Source organism: Neglectibacter timonensis (assembly GCF_900048895.1).
Taxonomy (GTDB): Bacteria; Bacillota; Clostridia; order Oscillospirales; family Acutalibacteraceae; genus Acutalibacter; species Acutalibacter timonensis.
Genome location: NZ_LT160639.1, coordinates 97,354 through 117,930, shown reverse-complemented (window position 1 = coordinate 117,930; position 20,577 = coordinate 97,354). Strand labels below are relative to the sequence as shown.

Sequence of the window (20,577 nt, the reverse complement as noted above, 5' to 3'; positions counted from 1 at the left end):
ACAAAATGGGAAAAACCTCCGGCCGCAGGGTGAAACTGCGAACGGAGGTTTTTCTGCGTCTGGAACAGAAGCGGTGATACTTTGTCAAGGCTTCTTTCTTGCCTGAGAAAAATTTACGCCCAGATCAGGGGAAACAGTAATCCCCCGCACATTGGGATTGGTGACAAAATAGGTGTTGTCCCGGAAAATAGGATAAAAAATACAGGCGTCAAGCAGAAAAGATTCCAAATTCCGATAGGAGGAAAGGTCGAAGTTCAAACTGTGCAGGGCGCTGTCATAGGAGGTGTCCTGCATAAGGCTTGGGGTTGCCGTGCTTTCAAAAGCCTTCAGCACATCGTAGGGCGTAGTTCCTCCAGCCCGCAGGGTGTAGAGAGCGGCTTCATAATCGCCAGAGGAGATTCTGCTTTGAAATTCTGATTCACTTAAAGGCTGGATATTAAAGGCGTTGTCCAATTTGTTGTTCCACGCCACCAGCATACCGTTGGCTACATTGACGGAATCCTCGTCATTGGGGCAGATGACAGTGATGCTGGGCAGCTTTTCAAGCTCCAGAGAGCGGAGCAGTGCATTGAGATCGATAGAATCGTCCTGCTTCTGAAAAAACTGTTCCCCCTCCGCATAATAGGGTTCGCCGTCCCAGCGAACACAATCCGGCATGATACCGCTGGCTTCCCCGGTGCCCTGCACCGTATTGGTATGGCGGGAGAGCAAATCCCCACGATCCAGAGTTTTAAGGAAAACTTCCCGTACACTCGTCTCTTTCAGCGAATCTGCCTGTGGGTTGAGGAGCAGGCCTGTCACTGCGTCATCCAGCGCCATAACGCCGCAGCCTTGATCTGCCGCAGCTTTAGCGGTGTCTTCGGGAAGCGAAAGAATATCTACGGCGCCCTCCTTTAGAGCGGCAATGGGATCTGTATCGATTTTAGAGCTGTAATCGATCAGATATGTTATATCGGAGGGCACAACGTTGTGGTCGCCTCTGTAGTATTCTGAACGGGAGAGAGAAATAGACCGTTTCCCATAATCTGTATTCCAAGAATAGATGTTGGTAAAGGCAAAAGGTCCATTTGTGATCAGGTATTCCGAGGAAAGTCCGTAATGGCCGGCGCTCTGCTCAAAAAAAGAACGGCTGCAGGGCATGTAGTGGATACCTGCTGTCAGTGCGGGAAAATCGGGATAACTCCTCTCCAGTTCCACCACAAGCGTGCGGTCATCCTTGGCGGTAACACCCAGCGATTCCGGCTCCAATTCTCCGGCGTAGACCGCCCTGGCGTTTTTCAGGACAAACATATCGTCGACAGAGGGCGTATTTGTCGAGGCTGTCAGGGCACGGGTGATACCGAAAACGAAATCGTCTGCAACAACCGGACTGCCGTCGCTCCATTTGGTATTGCCTCTTAGGTGGAAGGTAAATACAGTAGAATCGTTGTTTTCATCCCAGCTTTTTGCAACACCGGGCTGTGTTTTGCCTTCGGCATCAATCCGGCAGAGCCCTTCAAAGAGGGAGTCCAGCACGGCGCCGGCCGCTGTTCCCGAGGCTGTTTGAGGATCCAGTGAGGAGATATTCTGGGCGAGCACATAGGTAAAGCTCATATCGCTTTTAAAGCCGCCGTCTCCGCAGCCCCATAAACTGCACAGGAGACAGAGACAAACTATCGCGTTGAGGAAACGTTTCAAGGCAGCACCTCCTTCTACAGAATGAAACGAAAAAGGCAACAACTGTACCGTTTCAAAAGAGCAACCAAGTTTTTAATACTGCCCTTATAAAACGGCCAAATGGATTACTTAAATAGAAATAAGAGGCGGGAGGGCTTGAGATTTGGGATCAGACCCGCTACTATCAGCTCTCCAATTTATCAGAAGATTAAGATCATTATTTTTCTAGTATACACAGCAGCGGTAAGTTTATAGTTCTTATATTGAAATATAATTTTGAGCTCTCCAGAATATTTGTACGCTGTGACTGAAAAGAGAATATAGAAGTGGACGGCTTGCGGATTTTGACTGTTTGCGGTATAATCGACTCCGGATTTTGTTCAGGGAGATACAGTATGGAAGCTGCTCTCCCCTGGAAGGAGAGGAAAGACCTTTGGAAGAGAGAAAGGAAGCACTGGAAATGGCAAAGCGCGTACTGCGCTATTTTTTAGCCTTTTTGAAATGGGTGTTGGCGGCTGTTGTTCTGGGAGGAATCTGCGGGTCTGTAGGCACGCTGTTTCACAAAACGATTGATTTTGCCACGGAATTCCGAATGGGCCATCCATGGATGGTCTGGTTTTTGCCCCTGGCAGGAATATTGACACTGTTGCTTTACCGGCTGTGCAAGGTGAGCTTTGGAGCAGGCACCAACCTCATAATTGAATCGGTGAGCACCAATGAGCATGTTCCGGCATTTTTAGCGCCTTTGATTTTTGCCGGAACTTCGCTGTCTCATCTGTTCGGCGCTTCTGTAGGCCGAGAGGGCGCGGCCCTTCAGTTGGGGGGAAGTATTGGCCACAATTTTGGAGAACTGCTGCACTTCGATGAGGATGATGTGCGGGTACTGGCTATGTGTGGGATGACGGCATGCTTTTCCGCATTGTTCGGTACGCCTTTGACAGCCGCCATCTTCGTGTTGGAGGTTATCAGCGTGGGGGCGATCCGTTACAATGCTTTCCTTCCCTGCATCATTGCTTCCTACAGTGCTTTTGTCACTGCAGGGCTTTGGGGAGTAAAGCCTTTGGTTTTTACATTGGTCAACGAAATACCAGAACTCTCGACAGCTTCTTTCCTGCAGGTGACCGGCCTGGCGGCACTGTGCGGACTGGTGGGAATCCTGTTCTGTGTGGCGATACACTCTGCTACCCATTTTTCTGGGAAATTGTTTCGGAATCCCTATCTGCGCATTGCTTTGGGAGGCCTGTTGATGGCGGTGCTCACCACGGTTTTTGGGCTCTATGACTATAATGGCGCAGGTACGGATATTATTCAGAATGCCATGAACGGCAATGTAAAGCCTGCCGCTTTTCTTTTGAAAATTCTGCTGACAGCCCTCTGTGTGGGCGTGGGATTTCGGGGGGGCGAAATTGTCCCCACCATGTTTGTAGGAGCAACTTTCGGCTGTATGATGGGTCCGCTGTTGGGGTTGGATCCGGATTTTGCCGCCGCCATTGCTTTGGTGGCCCTGTTCTGTTCGGTGGTCAACTGCCCGATTGCATCCATCTTTCTGGCCGTAGAGCTGTTCGGCACCCTAAACCTGCCGCTTTTCGCCATTGCCATAGCGGTGAGCTATGTGCTTTCCGGCTATTTCGGGTTGTACAGCAGTCAAAAGATTGTCTTCTCGAAAATTAAGCAGCAAATTATTGACGCAAACACAAAATAGTACCGCGCAGCTGTGCGGAAGGAAAGAGGGGTATCTCAATGAACGATTTCAATATACTTGCCATTGGAAACAGCTTTTCCACAGATTCTACCCATTATATCCATCAAATCGCTGAAGCGGGCGGTGTGGAAGTCAAGGTGGTAAATCTCTATATCGGGGGATGTCCTTTGGAACGCCATTGGCAGAACATTCAGGCGGATGCTGCCGCGTACCGTTATGAACTTAACGGCATTCCTACAGAGCGCATGATTTCAATCCGGGAAGCGCTGGAAGAAGAGAATTGGGATTTTATTGTGACCCACCAGGCCAGCCATGACAGCGGCTTGCCGGAGACCTACCGCCCCTATGCCCGTTTGGTTACGGACTATGTCCGTAACCACTGCCCGAAAGCCCGGCTCTATCTGCAGAAAACCTGGGCCTACGAAATTGACAGCAATCATCCTGAATTTTCCCGGTATCATAAGGACCAGGCGGAGATGTATCGAAGGCTGAGTGAGGCCTATGAAGGGATCGCCCGTGAACTGGAACTCCCTCTGATCCCCAGCGGCGACATCATTCAGGAGGTACGGGGACTGCCGCCCTTCCGTTATCAGGAGGGAGGGCGTTCCCTTTGCCGGGACGGTTACCATATGGATTATCTCTATGGCCGGTACCTCTTGGGTGCGGCCTGGGTGGAGGCCTTGCTTCAAAAAGATATCAGAAGCATTGATTATCTGCCCCAGACACCCCTTGTTCCGGTGGAAGCGCCTGATCCAGCGGCGCTGCAGGTGATCAGGGAAACGGTGCATAAAATTTGCCATGGCGGCGATGCATGAAAAGCAGAAAGCTCCGATAAAACCGGAGCTTTCTGCTTTTTTCTGCCGGACTGTTACCTTTTTTCTGTGGGAAAGGTCTATTGTATAAGAAATCTAAAGAAGGAGGTGAGAGTCATCGGAAACGCAGTCGGTAGTTCAAAGCTGGTGCGCAGGGCGGTAAATGGGGATCAGAGCGCATTTATAGAGTTGGTCGACCTGTACCGCCGTTCTATGTATGCCACTGCTGTAGCGGTAACTCACAATGAGAACGACACATTGGATGCGATTCAGGATACGATTCTCATTTTATGGGAAAAGCTTTCCACGCTCAGGCGTCCGGATTTATTTAAAACATGGATGACCCGGATTTTGGTGAACAGATGCTGCAGCCTGATGCGGAAAGGCTGCAGAGAGATGCCTTCAGAGATTCTCAGGGAAGAGGAGCAGGAACAGAGGGAATGGGATACCTCCCTTGACGTGAGGGAAGCTCTTCAGCGGGTTTCGGAGGACGACCGTCTGATCCTGCAGCTATTTTATTTCGAAGATTTTTCCCTGCGGCAGATCGCACAGATACTCTCTATCACGCCAAATGCGGCAAAGATGAGACTCTCCCGCAGCAGAAAACGGTTTCTTGAGCAATATGAAACGGAGGCGCAATATGAACGATCATGAAATCAGAGAGTTGGTAAAAAGTGAACTCCCCTATCCTCAGCTGACAGACCGGGCCAATATTGCCTTCGAGAAAGCCTATCTGGCGTTACGCCCTTGTGCGGAGCGCGGTGATGCACGGCGTCAGGCTTCGGAAGAAGGCTGGAAGGAAGAGGCTGTTTTCAGTAAGGCCAGAAAGCACAGGGGACTGCGGACAATGGCTGTTTCCCTTTCTTCTGTGGCGGCCGCGTTCCTGTTTTTAGTGCTTCTGAATTCCGCCTTTCCTGCGCTGGCAGAAAGTATTCCAGGATTGGGCGGTATTTTCAGGACGCTAAATTACAAATTCGGATTGGGCTCCAACCTTCCTACCTATGAAAATCTCATTCAGCCGGTCAATGTGACATCGGGTTCAAAGTCCTGTGAAATCACTGTGCGGGAAGCTTACAGTGAAGGGGAAAATATTTTTCTGTCCCTCCAGCTGAAATCGGCGGATGAGGGGATAAACTCCGCCAAATGGCTTTCTACCGTCTACCATTACGACGAGGCTCTTGAGGGCTACCGAAAGGAATATTCAGCGGCGGTCAATGGGGAACAGGCCGAGATGACAAAGGAGATCATCTTCACAAAGGAGGGCGAAATCTTTGAATGTGCCGCCGTAATTCGGCTGCCTCATGAGGCAGCCGAAGGGGAGAAGCTCCACGTGGAGCTTCAAATCGACGCACTGCGTGGACTCAGGGAAGGGACTGTAATGCGTGCGTATCCCAACGAGACGACGCCAGAGGTGGAGATCACGGAGCCTGTGCTTCTCTCCTTCGACGTTACGGCGGATACCAGCAGGAATACCCAGGGAGAGGCAGGCGTCACAGTGGACAGCGTCGCCTTTGAGAGTTATGAGAGCACGCCCTCCTGTTTTCGAGCGACCCTCTCCTATCCCTGCATTGGAGGAGTGGTGTACGATTTTCCAGACTTTGGTTGGGTGGAGGCCCATACGGAGGACGGTACGCTTTTAGACCGTGTTTCCGGAAAAGACGGGGCGAGCCCTTCTGCTGAAGAACTGTCGGTGGGAGATACCGTCACCCATACGGCATCCTTTTCCGGCGTGCCGGAGGGAACCAGGCAGGTGATAATCACGCTGTATAACAATCAGCCCAGAGGGGAATCTATTGGGGACTGGGTGGACGGCGGTGTGATCGGTTCTTGTGTGTTTGCCGAATTTACTCTGGATTTGGAAACCGGAGAGGCTGCTGCCACAGAAAACTATGTAGAGGAGGGGTATGAAAAACTGCCCATCCAGGAATATCTGGAAATTCTCAAAGCGGGTCCTGAATTCCAAAACCATGTTTTCCTGCCCACGGCAAGCTTCGGCTATGGCAGACTGACCGGCCCGGACGAGGAATATGTGGAGGAAGAAATGCAGGGCGAATGGACTGTTTCCTTTTATGCCGACACGGAGGAGCCGCTTCCCTTAGAGGTGGAGTTCCACTGGGGAGACGAGATTGCGTTGACCATCCCTCTGCAGGAGCAGGAGGATAGTATCCCAACCGATACCGGGTATCGGACCCTCCGGGAAGAGTGGGGTGTCAATGTAGACAATTGCGTCTTGGAAAAGGAGCAGTTCGGCCTGGGATATGTGGACAGTATCAAACGTGAGTATACGGCATGCTTCTATCTGAATCGGGAGCAGAGCCTGAAACAACATTTCTGGCATTATGGCGATCCGGAGCTCATGTCATACCGGATTCTTAACGCGGAAACCGGCGAGGTGGTCTTTGACCATGAAAACTATGAACGTCCAATTCATTACATCAGGCCTCAGGATTTGGAGGAGTAACGGACAAAAGGACTGCCGCAGGTGATCCATTTCAGATCTGCCGTCATTTGTTGTGAAGGCCCTCTTTGGAATTGTGTTGTTGCCATAGGCTGAAACACGTGCTACGATAGGAACGGTTCCCTTTCTTTATGAAAATCAGGATGTGCGGAGAGCAATTTTCCTTTGTGGAAGGTTGCTCTCCGCTGCTTTTCAGCATGGATTCAGTAACCGGCTGAAATGTTTTTTCCATTGGAAGGAATTTTTTTGGTGTGGAATGTTGCATTTCAGAACTGTTGTCCATCTAATTAACGAAAGAGGAAGAAGGAGGGAGGCGGCGAATGGTGGAGAAACCAAAGACAGCGGTTCTGATACAGGCTGCACGAAAGGGGGACAGGCAGGCATTCACGACGCTGATCGGGTTCTACCGGCAAACCCTGTATGCCACAGCCATGGCGATTACCCACAATGAAAATAATGCAATGGATGCCATTCAGGATACGGTGCTCTCTATGTGGGAAAAGTTGGGCAGCTTAAAAAAGCCTGCCTATTTTAAAAGCTGGATGACAAGGATTTTGATTAACAACTGCTGTAGCTATATAAGAAAAGAAAAGCGGGAGGTCCCGGCAGAGTTTTTCGAGGAAGAGGAGGCGGAAGAATCAGACCTGGATACGCCGTTGGATGTGCGCGAAACGCTTTCCCGGCTTTCACAGGATGACCGGCTGCTGTTGCAGCTTTTCTATTTTGAAGATCTTTCCGTGAGGGAAATCTCCCGGATACTGGTCCTGACCCCGGGGACGGTGCGCATGAGGCTGACCCGCGGCAGGAAGCGATTTGCCGAGCAATACAGAGCGGAGGTGCGTTATGAAAAAGAATGAGATCAAACGAATTCTGGAAAGTTCGCTGCCCTATCCCAGAATGACTATTTGGGCGGACCAAAGGTTTGATGCGCTCAGTGCGATGCTGGAGGAACAACCCGGCACAAGTTCTCGGACTCAGAAAATTGGTCTGGAAGCGGAAAGCGATATTTCCCAGGCTGGAGAACTGCTGGAGGCTGAGCCCACGGTCAGGCGCCGGAGAAGGCCTGTGCTGAAGCTCTGCTTCTCCCTGGCTGCACTTGCCCTTGTCTTCCTATTTGTTCTGAATTTGACGCAGCCGTCCCTTACAGAAGCACTGCCTGGGATGGGAGGGCTGTTTCAGGCGTTCAACAAAGGCTTGTCCGGGGAAGAAGATACGTCAGTCTCCTCTTCTCCGGAAGAACCGCGTCAGATCCTGGAGTCTGAAGCGCCGTACCGTATCTCTTTGACTGACGCCTTCTGTGAAGGCAGTTGCATAAATGTCAGCCTGAGGTTGGAAACGGAGGATGCCGGCCTGTTGTCCGCTGTCTGGCTGTCACCGTATATTGATCCGAATGATCCGAAAAATGAAGAATACTCTGTCACGGTAAATGGTCAAAAAGCGAAACTGCTGACGGAAATCACGTTTGACAGAGAGGAAAATGGCTTTGACTGCCACAATATCTGCATTGAGCTTCCATTTCCGGCGGAAAATGGGCAAAAGCTTGCGGTGGAGCTTCGTCTGGATACGCTATGGGGAATAAAGGGTGATTATTCCACGGGCGTCACTTCTCAGTCGGAGATGATAACCGAGGAACCGGTCGCATTTTCTTTTGAAGTGACCGCCGACACCACAGCGAACCGGAGCGGAGAGTCGGCTTCGACAGCTGACGGCATCACCTTCGTGGGGTTTGAAAGCACGCCGCTTTACTTCAAAGCGAAGCTCTCCTACCCGGCGATCCTGCAGACGCCGCTGTCCAGGACAGGAGAACTGGTACATGTGGAAGCGCGCACGGAGGACGGCGGGGAACTGTATTATGCCGCAGAAGCGAATGAATGGCCGGAACCCGGTACGTATTTTCCGGGAGAGGTAATCAGCCATACGGCGGCTTTTTCTGGTGTTCCATCTACAGCAGGACAGGTAATCGTCACACTGTATAATACCTATTCCCAGGAAACCGTTTTCCCCTACGTGGACGGAGGCGTAATAGGGGCCTGTGTGTTCGCCGAGTTTACCGTGGATTTAAATACGGGAGAGGTAGCTGCCACGGAAACCTATCTGGAAAGGGGATATGAAAAGTTCTCCATTTCAGACTACACAGCCACCATGACGGCTGGTCCGCAGTTTGTGGATCATATGTTTGACCACCAAATCCAATCCGGTTTCGGCAGGGATTGCCTTCAGGAAGAAGAGTCAGCGGAGCCGGACAGTAAACCATCCCCGCTGCGGTGGACAGTCTTCTTCTATTCCGATACGGATGGAGAGCTTCCCTATGAGGTCCGTTTCTATATACAGGGCGAACTCTATCAAACAGTGCCTCTCTGCAGGACGGAGGACAGCGTGGATACGGAAACCGGCTACATGACGATTCGGGAGGAATCCGATCTGCGGGTGGAGGATATCGATCCCGAAAAGTGTGGGTTGACGGATGCCGTCAAACGTATTTATCACGCAAGCGCATATTTTGAAGGCGATTTAGATGACAGTGGATATGATTTAGTCAGCCTTGCCAATTACCAGATTGTAAATACAGAAACAGAGGAAGTGCTCTTTGATTACTCTTCCTATGAACGGCCGATGCACTTTTTTACCCCACCCGGTGATACAGGTGCGGAGCCTTAGAGAAAACGGCCGGATTTCATTGGGATTTTGCCAACTGAAAAAAAACTATGGCGCTATCAGAAAAGATAGCGCCATAGTTTTTTTATATGCCGTTCTTATTTGATGATACTCTCTCCCGTCATCTCTTCCGGCTGGGGCAGGCCCAATACCTTGAGCATGGTTGGGGCAATATCGGCCAGACGGCCGCCCTCACGCAGCTCACAGGGATGGTTGATTACGCAGAAAGGCACAGGATTGGTGGTATGGGCGGTGAAAGGGGTTCCGTCGTCGTCCACCATCTTGTCAGCGTTGCCATGGTCGGCGGTAAGCAGGATACAGCCGTCCATTTCCTTAACAGCCTCCGCCACGCGGCCCACACAGGTGTCCACCGCTTCCACCGCTTTGACGGCAGCTTCAAACACGCCGGTATGCCCTACCATATCGCAGTTGGCATAGTTGAGGATCAACGCGTCGTACTTGCCGGACCTGACGGCTTCCACCATCTTATCGGTCACCTCATAGGCGCTCATTTCAGGCTGCAGATCATAGGTTGCCACAGCGGGGGATTTGACCAGGATACGGTCCTCTCCAGGATACTGCTTTTCCACACCGCCGTTGAAGAAGAAGGTCACATGGGCGTACTTCTCAGTTTCTGCAATGCGAAGCTGGGTAAGGCCCTTATCGGAAATATATTCGCCAAAGGTATTCTTCAGGGATTGGGGCTTGTAAGCTACATCCACATTGGGCATGGTGGCGTCGTATTGTGTCATGCACACAAAATGAACAGGGAAGAACCCTTTTTTTCGCTCGAAGCCGGTGAAATCCGGATCCACCAGCGTCCTGGTGATCTCCCGGGCACGGTCCGGACGGAAGTTGTAGAAAATGACCGAGTCACCCGCGGAAATCGGTTCTGCGCCGTCACACACAGTGGGAAGCACAAATTCGTCGGTCACTTCTTTCTCATAGGAATTCTGCACTGCGCAGACAGGACAGGCCGCCTTTTCACCCTCGCCGTAGACCATTGCGGCATAAGCTTTTTCCACACGCTCCCAGCGGTTGTCGCGGTCCATTGCATAGTAGCGGCCCATCACGGTGGCCACTTTGCCTATGCCGATTTCCTGCAGCTTGTTTTGGAGCTGCTCCACATACTCTTTACCGCTGGAAGGGGGAACGTCGCGGCCATCCAGGAAACAGTGGACGAATACCTTCTCAAGACCTAAATGTTTTGCCATCTCCAGCAGGGCATACAAATGGCTGTTGTGGCTGTGAACGCCGCCGTCAGAGAGTAAGCCCATAAAATGCAGCGCCTTACCGTTTTCCTTTGCGGCAGACATGGCCTGCAGCAGCGCTTCATTTTTCTCCATATCACCGTCCTGCGCGGATTTGGTGATGCGAGTGAGCTCCTGATAGACAATGCGTCCCGCGCCGATATTGGTGTGGCCCACTTCGCTGTTGCCCATCTGTCCGTCCGGCAGGCCGACGTCCATACCGGAGGCTCCGATTTGGGTGAGCGGGTTTTCCTTCAAAAGCCGATCCAGGTTTGGCGTTTTTGCCGCCGCAATGGCGTTTCCCTCCTTGGGAGCAATACCAAAACCGTCTAAAATCATCAAAACCAAAGGTTTTTTCATGCTGGCACTCCTTTTTACTGAAGATATATTTCCGCGGCAATAAATGTACGGAAGGAAGACGCGGGGCGCTCATAATCTCACCCTGCATCTTCCTGTACGGCGGGCGCATCAGCCCTTGGTGGCTGCCTCTACGATTACTGCAAAATCATTGGGCTTCAGGGAAGCGCCGCCGATCAGGCCTCCGTCTACGTCAGGCTGGGCCAGAAGTTCCGCCGCATTGGCCGCGTTCATAGAGCCGCCGTACTGGATGGTGATCCCGTCTGCGGAAGCTTTGCCGTACAGCTCGCAGATTACTTCCCGAATGGTGTGGCAAACCTCGTTGGCCTGCTCTGCAGTGGCGGTTTTTCCAGTGCCGATTGCCCAAACAGGCTCGTAGGCAATAATCACACGCTTGAGCTCTTCCGCGGAGACGCCGCCCAAAGCGATCTTGGTCTGCATGGCCACCAGTTCGCTGGTGATGCCCTGCTCGCGCTGCTCCAAGGTTTCTCCCACGCACAGGATTACGGTCATTCCGGCATCCAGAGCGGCGCGTACACGCTTCTGCACGGTAACGTCGGTCTCACCGAAATACTGGCGGCGCTCGCTGTGGCCGATAATGACGATCTTCACGCCCATAGAGACGAGCATATCGGCAGAAATTTCGCCCGTATAAGCACCGCTCTTCTCCCAATGGCAGTTTTCAGCGCCGATCTGAATGTTGGTGCCTTCAGCGGCCTCCTGCGCGGAGCTCAAATCAACAAAAGGAGTGCAGGCCACCACGTCGCAGCCCGCATCCTTTACCAGGGGGGCAATGGCGGCAATGAGCTCTTTTGCTTCGGTTGGGGTCTTGTTCATTTTCCAGTTGCCTGCAATGACAGCTTTTCTCAGTGATTTGTTCATGATAGTATTTCCTTTCCATTGCGATATTATAAATGAAAATGTGATTGTCCGGTCCGAGGATAGGACAATAATACGGATGTTGCCTAACAGCAGAAAGGGCGGGAAGAAATCCCGCCCTACGGTGTGTCTTATTTCTCGTTGAGGCAGGCAATGCCGGGAAGCTCCAGGCCCTCCAGGAATTCCAGAGAAGCGCCGCCGCCGGTAGAAATATGGGTCATCTTGTCTGCAAAACCCAGTTTCTCCACAGCTGCAGCAGAATCGCCGCCGCCGATGATGGAAATAGCGCCACTCTCAGCTACGGCCTTTGCTACGCCGATGGTACCGGCGGCAAAGTTTTCCCATTCGGAAACACCCATGGGGCCGTTCCAGACCACGGTTCCTGCTCCCTTGATGGCTTCGGTGAAGGATTCAATGGTTTTCGGGCCGATATCCAGTCCCATCCAGCCGTCGGGAATATCGTCAGAGGGGACAGCCATGGACTCAGTGTCGGGCTTGTATTCCTTACCCACCTTGTTGTCCAGGGGCAGAAGGAATTTCACGCCGTTCTTTTCCGCATTTTCCATGGTAGTCTTGGCGAGCTCCAGCTTGTCCTCTTCGCAGATGGAGGTGCCGATGGGATGACCCAGCGCCTTCAGGAAGGTATATGCCATGCCGCCGCCGATGATCAGGGTGTCGACCTTGCTGATCAGGTTGTCGATAACGCCGATCTTATCAGATACCTTGGCGCCGCCCAGAATGGCGACAAAGGGACGCTTGGGATCCTGCAGGGCGCCGCCCATTACAGTGATTTCCTTCTGGATCAGATAGCCGCAGACAGAGGGCAGATAATGGGAAACACCCTCGGTGGAGGCGTGAGCGCGGTGAGCAGTGCCAAACGCGTCGTTGACGTAGATTTCAGCCATAGAAGCAAGCTCCTTGGCAAAATCGGGGTTGTTCTTGGTTTCTTCATTGTGGAAGCGCACGTTCTCAATGAGCTCCACTTCGCCGTCCTGCAGAGAGGCGGCAATGGACTTGGCGCTTTCGCCGATGACGTCCTTCGCCATCTTTACTTCCTGGCCCAGGGCCTTGGAGAGATATTCTGCTACGGGAGCCAGGGAATACTTGGGATTGAACTCGCCCTTCGGACGGCCCAGATGGGAACAAAGGATCACCTTTGCTTTGTGATCCACCAGATATTTGATGGTTTTCAGCGCTTCGTTAATGCGTTTGGGGTCGGCAATATTGCCGTTTTCATCGAAGGGAACGTTGAAGTCGCAGCGGACGAGGACTTTTTTGCCGCTGACGTCGATATCTTCGACGGTCTTCTTGTTCAGATAGTTCATGTTCAGTGCACTCCTTTATCAAAAATATGAGATTGTGAAATAATGCACAAATTACCAGAAACAATTGTACAGCAAAACGCGGCTCTTTTCAAGCCAAACTTTGCAAAATCCTCAGGGAATCAGCAATTTTCTAAGGCCTGAACAAAAGCCGCTTTGCTTTGAAAGCGCGTTACTGTTTGGTATCGTAGCGAATCTTGTCGAAATAGCTCTCCAGAGCAGAGCCTGCCTCCGTCGTACCGTCTCCGATTAAAAGAAATACATAATTTCGGGTTCTGCGGATTTGATAGGTTTTCACCCGGGCAGCCTCCTCGGGATTATCCGTATCATAGCGGTCTATCAGGTCCTGACAGTAGAGGCTCAGTACAGAGGCGGCCTTGTCGGCGCTTTTTTTGTCGACGGCATGCAGCAGTAGGATTTTCCGTGAAGTTCCGTCCGTAGCGACAAAGGCCTTTCCCTCTGAAAAGCCGGAAGAAGACACGCCCCAGCGGGTTTCCAGCTCAGAGAAATCTAATTCTTGCATCCCTTGTGAATAGACTGAGGTTTTCAGCAGGCAGTCGGAAACCTCATTCAGATTTAAATCTGTTTTGGGCCGCATGAAGATTAGAAGAATCAGCGCGATCAGCAGAATTGCAGCCGTACCCAGCACGGCCAGCCATTTTTTATAAGTCGATTTTTCTGGCGTCATAAAATTCCTTCTTCCCTGAAACTTCTGCAGCAGAAAAGCTTCTGTATGCATGCTGCGGAAAAATTTGGAAAACAAACCTGTCATTCCGGCGCTTTCATACTCTCCACCATGCTTACTTTTTTCAGCTTTCTGTGCATTACAAGGTTGACCAGCAGACTGAAAAGCAAGGTGAGCAGTGCAGCCCACAAATAACTTGGGGCGTAAATGGCTCGGCCAAACATTACCATATCCACCTCTGCAGTGCGGATGACAAACTGGTGAAGGAAAATGCCCAATACGAGGCCTACAGCAGTACCGATGATGGTAAGGGCGGCGGTTTCCCGGTAAATATAGGAGGAGACCTCCTTGTCGTAAAAGCCCAGCACCTTGATGGTGGCAATTTCCTTTTCCCGTTCTGTAATATTGATGTTGGTCAGGTTATAAAGCACCACGAAGGCGAGTGCTCCGGCAGAAATGATAAGTACAATTACGATGTAATTGATGCTGGCGATTGTGTTGCCGAAGCTTCTGGACAGCTCCGTGGTAAAGCTGGCTCCCGCCACATCGCGACATTTCAGCAGGTCTGTGGTGAGACTGTCCTCGTCCTCGGGTGTGCCATCAACCGGAAGCTGACAGAGAAGGGCGTTCTCTTCCATTTTCTCCCCGAAGGCCTTTTCATAGGCGGATTGGGACAGATAGAGGTAGTGGTAGACATAATTTTCACAAATATCTGTAATGGTAAAGCTGGCTTTTGTTTCCGCCTGGTTCTCCACGGTGATGGTATCCCCGACCTTGAGGTGGTGACGCTCCGCAAGCTTCTCCGTGATGATTACGGAGTTTTCATCAAAGGCGACCGGCTGGTCGTCGGTACGGTGGCGGAAGGTGAAATAATCCGGCAGAGCGGAAGCGTCGGAAGGTACGAAGATGGTGATGCTGTCTGCAGGGTCTCCCTTTTTCGGCACGATTTTTCCGTCGTTCTGCATGACGGCGAGGGAGCCCTTGATACGTTCTTTGTCCGATAGGATTTTTTGGAGATCCCGTCCCTCCAGGGCGCTGGGATCCTTGAGGCCGACGGTTAACTGGTACTTGCTCAGGTCGTTAAACTGAAGGGAGACGATGTCGGAAATGGAATCCTTGATACCGAAACCAGTCACAAGCAGGGCCGTACAGCCGGAAATACCGATCACGGTCATGAAGAAGCGTTTCTTGTATCGAATCAAATTTCGGGCCGTGACTTTGCGGGTGAATTTCATGCGGCTCCAAATAGGCGTGATATATTCCAGGAAAATCCGTTTTCCGGCCTTTGGAGCTTTTGGGAGCATCAAGCGTGCAGGCACTTCCCTCAGTTCGGCCCAGCAGGCGCTGAGGGTGGCAGCCAGCGTACAGGCGATGGCTGCCAGAGAGGAAAAGAGGGCGTAAGGGAAATTGAAAGGAGTCAAAATCTTCGGGATGTCATACATGATGTTGTAGGCACTGATGATGATGGTGGGGAAGAGATTCATACCCACCAGAAGGCCGAACACACTGCCCGTCACACTGGCAAAGGCGGCGTAGAACAGATACTTTCCCGCAATTTTTGCAGAGGAGTACCCAAGCGCCTTTAATGTGCCGATCTGCTGACGCTCTTCCTCCACCATGCGTGTCATCGTGGTGAGGGCCACCAGTGCTGCAACCAGGAAGAAAAAGACAGGGAACACCGTGGCGATGGCAGCGATTTTATCTGCATTGGAATCATAGCTGGAGAAACTTACATTGTCATCCCGGGTGAACAGATACCATTCACCCTCTTCGATATCCCGGATCTGCGCCTCGGCATCCTTGATCTTTTCATCTGCATCAGATAGCTTCTCTTCAGCCTCCGCTTTCTTTTCCTCATATTCTTTCTGGCCGTCTGCCAGTTTTTGCTTGGCGTCTGCCAGCTCCTGGACCCCGTCGGCATACTGAGCCCGGGCATCTGCCAGTTCTGCCTCAGCGGAGCTAAACTGGGCTTCTGTGGAGTCGATGGTCTGCTGCAATACAGCGGCGTTTGCATCCAGCTCCGCTCTGTTTGCGTTCAGAGTATCCTGCTGGCTTTGAAGTTCAGCTGACTTGTCATCCAGCAGTTTCTGCTGGGCGTCCAGCTGTGTTCTTGCAGCCTGTGCGGCAGCTAGGTTCTTCTCATACTCTGCAAGCCCGGCTTCCAATTGGGTTCGGGCCGAAACGGTATCCAGCCCCTGTTCCGCCAAAGCCTGCAGCCCGCCCTGCAGAGAGCTGAGCTGTTCCACCAAAGCGGCTGCCTGTTCCGGTGGGATAGGCAGCTCTGTCCCGGAGCCCAGCAAGCTCTGCAGCTGAGCAATCATAGCCAGAGCGCCTGCATCTGTGGTGTCGGAGACGGGAAGCCCCAGGGAGGCGGCCGTCTGCCAGAGCGCCTCTTTGCCGCTGTCCAGGCCGTCAAGATTCTGTTGGGTGGCGTCCAGCTGGGCCTTGGCGGCTTCCAACTGGGCATCGCCGTCAGAGAGCTGGGAATAGCCTTCCGTCAGCTGCGCCTGCGCATCTGTCAGCTGCTTTTTTCCCTCGTCAAGCTGGGCCTGGTAGTTCTGAATTTGGGCATATCCATCGTTCAGCTGCTGCCTGGCTGAGGCAATCTGGGTATTATAGGAGGCTCGGTTAGAATCCAACTCTGCCTGACCGTTATCGATGGCGGACTGGGCGTCCTTAAGCTCCTTTTCACCGTCTGCGATCTCCTGGGCTCCGTCGTCCAGTTCCTGTTTGGCATCCGCAAGCTTCTGGTCAGCCTCGGCCTTTTTTTCTGCATATTCCTCTTTGGCATCATCCAATTCGGCATTGGCATCGTCTACAATCTGTTCATAACGGATGGCAGAGCGGTCTTTGCCCAGGGTTTCCAGCTGATCGGTCACCGCAGCAACAGCATCTTCGTAGGCGCTGCCGAAGGAATTCATGTCCTTGGCGCCGCGGACTGAAAGGTAGAACCCGGTGTAATAATCCATGGTAAAACTGTCATCCGCCGTATAGGCCAGAAGCCCCACCTTACCGCTGCCTGCGGTGGTGTGCTCCTGCTCCATGGAGACATAGGCGGGACCCTTTACAGTACCCACCACGGTGAAGGTGTTGGCAACATGGTCTTTCAAATCTTCTTCATCGGGGTCAAGCGTAAGCGTTTGCCCCACCCATTCGTGCTGCTGCCCGATTGATTTGCTCAACAGCACCACGCATTCACCCGCCTTTTCCGGCAGTCGGCCCTCCACCAGGGTCAGGCGGTTCAGATAATCGGCGCTGCCGTCTCCAGTGTCTGACGGCAGACTGTGCATTCTTGTGGTGTAGGAGTCCCCTTCGGAAGACAGCAGGACAAAATCGCTGTCATGCACCGGCATGACAGCCTCAACTTCATCCAGTTTCCGGACTTCCTCCAAATCACTGTCGGTCAGGCCCAGTGTAGAGAGAATTCTAATGTCGTAAAGGTCTGCCTCGTCATAATAATGGTCTGCCGAAAACCGCATATCCACAGGGGAGGACAGCAGTCCGGCGAGAAAGCCGACACCCAGGGCAACAATGGCAAAAATAGCCAGGAATCTGGACAGGGTGCTGCGGATGGTACGAAGCACTGTCTTATGGTATGTTTTGTTCATGGAAGGAATATTTCCTTTCTCCGGGCTGCGGCAATCTTCTGTTCCCAAGAATTTGAAAGACGCAGCCTGAAAAATGCGGTACGGTCGTAAAAAGTGGGAACTACCATTCGATCTCCTCAACGGGAGTAGGATGCAGGTTCACTTCATTTGAGACAGCTTTGCCGCTTTTAATACGGATGATGCGGTCCGCCATACCGGTGAGGGCGCTGTTGTGGGTGATGACAATTACCGTTCGGCCTGTATTCCGGCAGGTGTCCTGCAGCAGCCCCAGCACTGCCTTGCCGGTGTTGTAATCCAGGGCTCCGGTAGGCTCGTCGCACAACAGGATTTTCGGATTCTTGGCCAGAGCACGTGCAATTGCCACACGCTGCTGCTCTCCGCCTGAAAGCTGGGCGGGGAAATTCCGCAGCCGCTCTCCAAGCCCAACGCCGGTCAGGGTTTCCCTGGCGTCCAGCGGATCCCGGCAGATCTCGCTTGCAAGTTCCACATTTTCCAGGGCGGTCAGGTTCTGTACCAGGTTGTAAAACTGGAACACAAAGCCCACATCGTACCGGCGGTAGGTGGTCAGCTGCTTTTGGCTGTATTCGCTGATCAGGTTCCCGTCCAGCACAATACGTCCCTCGTCGCAGGTGTCCATTCCGCCCAACATATTGAGCACAGTGGTTTTGCCGGCGCCGGAAGGGCCTACAATGATGCAGAACTCTCCCTTCTCCACAAAAAAACTGATGTGGTCTGCCGCCGTTATCTTATTTTCTCCCATGACATAATATTTACAGACATCTTCAAATTCGATGAAATGAGACAAGATACATTCCTCCTGTTCCGATTCTATATGTAAGTGAGAAAACTCACAGATATTCCGAATCCGGATGAGCTGATTTTGCGGCGGCCCAATCAAACTGCCGCAGCTCGCCGCTGCATTGCAGCATTGGAAAGCCCCACTGCCGCAGCACCTCGAACACGCCGATGGCCACGGAATTGGAAAGATTCAGACTCCGTGCGCCCTCCAGCATGGGAATGCGCACACAGGAATCCGGGTGTCCGAACAGCAGGGATTCCGGAAGTCCGGCGGATTCTTTTCCAAAAAACAGATAGCTGTTGTCCGGGTAGGAGACGTCGGAATACCGTTTCTGTGCCTTCGTTGAGAAAAAGAAGAAATTGCCGCTGTTTTTTTCAAAAAATTCGGGAAGGCTTTCATAATGAGAAAGAGTCAAAAGGTTCCAATAATCTAAACCCGCATGGCGAAGCTTTCTGTCGTCTAAAGGGAAGCCCATGGGACCCACTAAGTGCAGCGCCGCACCGGTGACGGCACAGGTACGGGCTATATTGCCTGTGTTCTGGGGGATTTCCGGCTCCACCAGAACGATGTGGAGAGATGCCAAAGGAAAACACGGCCTTTCAAAAAATAGATTTTAGAAAAGCCCTTTTGGAAGGACTTTTCTCGCATAATGGAAGAAGGAGACGGGAACCATGAAATTGTCCACAGTTTTAAAACTGCTCAACGCCACAATCATGATTTGGAGGTTCGATACGATGTACAAACAGACAATGAACGTAGCAAAAGGAATCGGCATGGGAGTGCTGGCAGGCGTCACGGTTGCCGCAATCAGTACCAAGGCAATGGCCGGCGGCCACCGCAAGGCAAGCCACATGAAGAAAAATGCTGGGAAGGCCATGCACACAGTGGGCAACCTGATCGGCGATGTGGAGAAAATGCTGCGCTGACGGCTGGAAACCGCCAGGAGGGAACTCCGGCGGTACATAGAGAGAAATGCGTTTTATTTCACTGATTTGCCACTTAATTATACCACTTGTCTTCCCAAAAAGAAACAGACAGGTTGCGCCCTGTCTGTTCATTTTTGGTATTAGTAAGGCCTGCCGCTGTCCTCACAGATGCAGGCGTGCTCTCCGGAGGGGCCCACAGTACGGATCTGGCAGCCGGGTTCCGCACGCCTTCCAGTGGCGGCGGGGCATTTGATCACTAATCCTGCGCCGGGCTCCTGGTCATAGCAATAGGAAAGCCTGTTGCAGCAGGCCTGGGAGGTCTGGAACCATTTGCAGGCATTGTGGTTGGTGCAGTGACGCACAGAATCCTGCAGGTCGATATATTCCTGCGCCACGGAACCTCCCGCATGGTATTCCCCGTTGCTGATGAGAATATGGGCGGCGCTCATTTCGGAGAACAGCCGGCAGTAGCCGGAGGCAGTGCCATGATGGGGCGCTTTCAGCACATTATAGCCGTCATACAATTCGTCCTGCAGACTTTCCAGAACCTCCGGAGTCACGTCGCCGGTCATCAGAATATCGTCAAAGCTGGCCTCTCTGGCACGTACATTGTGGAACACAACGGAGGCGGCGTTGATACAGTCGGAATAGGAGGTGGCGCTGATGGGACGCTCCAAAATTTCCCGTACATCGTGAGCGTTGGGACAGAGATTCAGCTCTGCCTTCAACCCTTCGATTTCCCGCAGGGTTTCATCCAGCCCTGCCAGATACTGACGGCGTTTTTCCGGAAGCGCACGGCCAGAAACAGAAAATGCTTCGCAGCACTTAACATAGAGGGAGAGAAAATCATTCTTCAGCGCCAGAAATCGTTGTTCGCATTCAGGCAGGAAAGGAGAAGAAAACAGAATATTCATCTCCTCAACAGCCGAGGCGACTTCCGCCTCAAAAGGAAATTCTTCCACCCGTGGCCAGAGAACCTTGTAGTCTACGCCGTCGAAGTGGAACAAATCCCCCGCCCGGAGAGTAAAAATCCGGTCAGGTCCCAGTTTTTCGCCCAACATGCGGAAGATACGGATACAGGAAGTATTCACCTGAGAACAGTCGGTCTGCGGAGGCAGAAAAAGATAGGCGAACATGGCAAAATCCAACAGCAGCGGAATGCCGTGGGAATCCAGAGGCATGCTGGGCAGAAATACACGGCTGAAATAGCCTTCCCGGGAGTCCAGCAGCTTTTTCAGCCCGCACAGATGGTCCCGGTGGTAGTGTGTGAGAAGGAAGAAGCGGTCCATAGCGTCTTCGTACCGCTCTGCTATGGATTCAAAACGCACGTCCAACGGGGTGTCTCCGTCCCGGACTTTCTGGTTCATGCTGCCGCAATCGACCATCAGGATACTGCGGTCCCTGCCGCCGAGCACGATGCATTCTCCATATTCCACATTGTTCAGTTCAATCCACAGCATAAAAAGCC

The 20,577-nt window shown here is 52.2% G+C and carries 16 protein-coding genes; 7 read left to right on the top strand and 9 right to left on the bottom strand.

All coding sequences use genetic code 11. The annotated features are described in order from the left end of the window. Positions 1–84 precede the first annotated feature (84 nt). Complete coding sequence (locus BN3911_RS05700; RefSeq protein ID WP_066862590.1) at positions 85–1,677, bottom strand: peptide ABC transporter substrate-binding protein; 1,593 nt, start codon at positions 1,675–1,677, stop codon at positions 85–87. A 412-nt stretch (positions 1,678–2,089) separates the two neighbouring features. On the opposite strand from BN3911_RS05700, the gene BN3911_RS05695 reads away from it, so the two are divergent. From BN3911_RS05695 to BN3911_RS05670, 6 genes are all read left to right on the top strand, one after another. Further along, a complete protein-coding gene (locus BN3911_RS05695; RefSeq protein ID WP_242871080.1) occupies positions 2,090–3,358 on the top strand; it encodes a chloride channel protein in 1,269 nt (422 codons plus the stop codon). 38 nt (positions 3,359–3,396) lie between these two features. Continuing rightward, positions 3,397–4,173 (top strand): DUF4886 domain-containing protein, encoded by a 777-nt coding sequence (locus BN3911_RS05690; protein ID WP_066862587.1) that lies wholly within the window; start codon positions 3,397–3,399, stop codon positions 4,171–4,173. Between the two features lie 105 nt (positions 4,174–4,278). Further along, positions 4,279–4,824, top strand: coding sequence for an RNA polymerase sigma factor (locus tag BN3911_RS05685; RefSeq protein WP_082942129.1), 546 nt, complete (start codon positions 4,279–4,281; stop codon positions 4,822–4,824). Beyond that, on the top strand, positions 4,811–6,631 hold the full coding sequence (locus tag BN3911_RS05680) for a DUF4179 domain-containing protein (RefSeq protein WP_066862584.1): 1,821 nt from the start codon (positions 4,811–4,813) through the stop codon (positions 6,629–6,631). The genes BN3911_RS05685 and BN3911_RS05680 overlap by 14 nt, the downstream gene beginning before the upstream one ends. A 317-nt stretch (positions 6,632–6,948) precedes the next feature. Next, positions 6,949–7,485, top strand: a complete 537-nt coding sequence (locus BN3911_RS05675; RefSeq protein ID WP_066862581.1) for an RNA polymerase sigma factor — start codon at positions 6,949–6,951, stop codon at positions 7,483–7,485. After that, positions 7,472–9,286, top strand: coding sequence for a hypothetical protein (locus BN3911_RS05670; protein WP_066862578.1), 1,815 nt, complete (start codon positions 7,472–7,474; stop codon positions 9,284–9,286). Before BN3911_RS05675 ends, BN3911_RS05670 begins: the two co-directional genes overlap by 14 nt. Before the next feature lie 95 nt (positions 9,287–9,381). Here BN3911_RS05670 and gpmI read toward each other — a convergent pair whose 3' ends face one another. The 7 genes from gpmI to BN3911_RS05635 all read right to left on the bottom strand — a co-directional run bounded on the left by gpmI (position 9,382) and on the right by BN3911_RS05635 (position 18,766). Then, the gene (gpmI, locus tag BN3911_RS05665) at positions 9,382–10,893 is read right to left on the bottom strand and encodes a 2,3-bisphosphoglycerate-independent phosphoglycerate mutase (protein ID WP_066862575.1); all 1,512 of its coding nucleotides are present in this window, start codon (positions 10,891–10,893) and stop codon (positions 9,382–9,384) included. A 108-nt stretch (positions 10,894–11,001) separates the two neighbouring features. Next, positions 11,002–11,772, bottom strand: coding sequence for a triose-phosphate isomerase (gene tpiA, locus BN3911_RS05660; RefSeq protein WP_066862572.1), 771 nt, complete (start codon positions 11,770–11,772; stop codon positions 11,002–11,004). A gap of 128 nt (positions 11,773–11,900) precedes the next feature. After that, positions 11,901–13,094, bottom strand: coding sequence for a phosphoglycerate kinase (locus tag BN3911_RS05655; protein WP_066862570.1), 1,194 nt, complete (start codon positions 13,092–13,094; stop codon positions 11,901–11,903). Positions 13,095–13,263: 169 nt separating this feature from the next. Beyond that, positions 13,264–13,779 carry a DUF4358 domain-containing protein gene (locus BN3911_RS05650; protein ID WP_187127689.1) on the bottom strand — a complete coding sequence of 172 codons (516 nt, stop codon included), beginning with the start codon at positions 13,777–13,779 and terminating at the stop codon, positions 13,264–13,266. Between the two features lie 80 nt (positions 13,780–13,859). Then, positions 13,860–17,384, bottom strand: a complete 3,525-nt coding sequence (locus tag BN3911_RS05645; RefSeq protein ID WP_066862564.1) for an FtsX-like permease family protein — start codon at positions 17,382–17,384, stop codon at positions 13,860–13,862. A gap of 100 nt (positions 17,385–17,484) precedes the next feature. Further along, on the bottom strand, positions 17,485–18,189 hold the full coding sequence (locus tag BN3911_RS05640; RefSeq protein ID WP_066862561.1) for an ABC transporter ATP-binding protein: 705 nt from the start codon (positions 18,187–18,189) through the stop codon (positions 17,485–17,487). A 43-nt stretch (positions 18,190–18,232) separates the two neighbouring features. Further along, entirely contained in the window at positions 18,233–18,766 is a 534-nt protein-coding gene (locus tag BN3911_RS05635) for a tRNA (cytidine(34)-2'-O)-methyltransferase (RefSeq protein ID WP_066862559.1), read from the bottom strand. 88 nt (positions 18,767–18,854) lie between these two features. On the opposite strand from BN3911_RS05635, the gene BN3911_RS05630 reads away from it, so the two are divergent. Next, positions 18,855–19,109, top strand: a complete 255-nt coding sequence (locus BN3911_RS05630) for a hypothetical protein (protein WP_066862557.1) — start codon at positions 18,855–18,857, stop codon at positions 19,107–19,109. A gap of 140 nt (positions 19,110–19,249) precedes the next feature. On the opposite strand, the gene BN3911_RS05625 is transcribed toward BN3911_RS05630, so the two are convergent. Beyond that, entirely contained in the window at positions 19,250–20,569 is a 1,320-nt protein-coding gene (locus BN3911_RS05625; RefSeq protein WP_066862554.1) for a ComEC/Rec2 family competence protein, read from the bottom strand. Positions 20,570–20,577 lie beyond the last annotated feature (8 nt).

Bases quoted from the DNA above. Each gene is read 5' to 3' on its own strand.
- BN3911_RS05690 (WP_066862587.1), top strand. From the start codon at position 3,397: ATGAACGATTTCAATATACTTGCCATTGGAAACAGCTTTTCCACAGAT.
- BN3911_RS05680 (WP_066862584.1), top strand. From the start codon at position 4,811: ATGAACGATCATGAAATCAGAGAGTTGGTAAAAAGTGAACTCCCCTAT.
- BN3911_RS05675 (WP_066862581.1), top strand. From the start codon at position 6,949: ATGGTGGAGAAACCAAAGACAGCGGTTCTGATACAGGCTGCACGAAAG.
- BN3911_RS05670 (WP_066862578.1), top strand. From the start codon at position 7,472: ATGAAAAAGAATGAGATCAAACGAATTCTGGAAAGTTCGCTGCCCTAT.
- gpmI (WP_066862575.1), bottom strand. From the start codon at position 10,893: ATGAAAAAACCTTTGGTTTTGATGATTTTAGACGGTTTTGGTATTGCT.
- tpiA (WP_066862572.1), bottom strand. From the start codon at position 11,772: ATGAACAAATCACTGAGAAAAGCTGTCATTGCAGGCAACTGGAAAATG.
- BN3911_RS05655 (WP_066862570.1), bottom strand. From the start codon at position 13,094: ATGAACTATCTGAACAAGAAGACCGTCGAAGATATCGACGTCAGCGGC.
- BN3911_RS05650 (WP_187127689.1), bottom strand. From the start codon at position 13,779: ATGACGCCAGAAAAATCGACTTATAAAAAATGGCTGGCCGTGCTGGGT.
- BN3911_RS05645 (WP_066862564.1), bottom strand. From the start codon at position 17,384: ATGAACAAAACATACCATAAGACAGTGCTTCGTACCATCCGCAGCACC.
- BN3911_RS05630 (WP_066862557.1), top strand. From the start codon at position 18,855: ATGAAATTGTCCACAGTTTTAAAACTGCTCAACGCCACAATCATGATT.
- BN3911_RS05625 (WP_066862554.1), bottom strand. From the start codon at position 20,569: ATGCTGTGGATTGAACTGAACAATGTGGAATATGGAGAATGCATCGTG.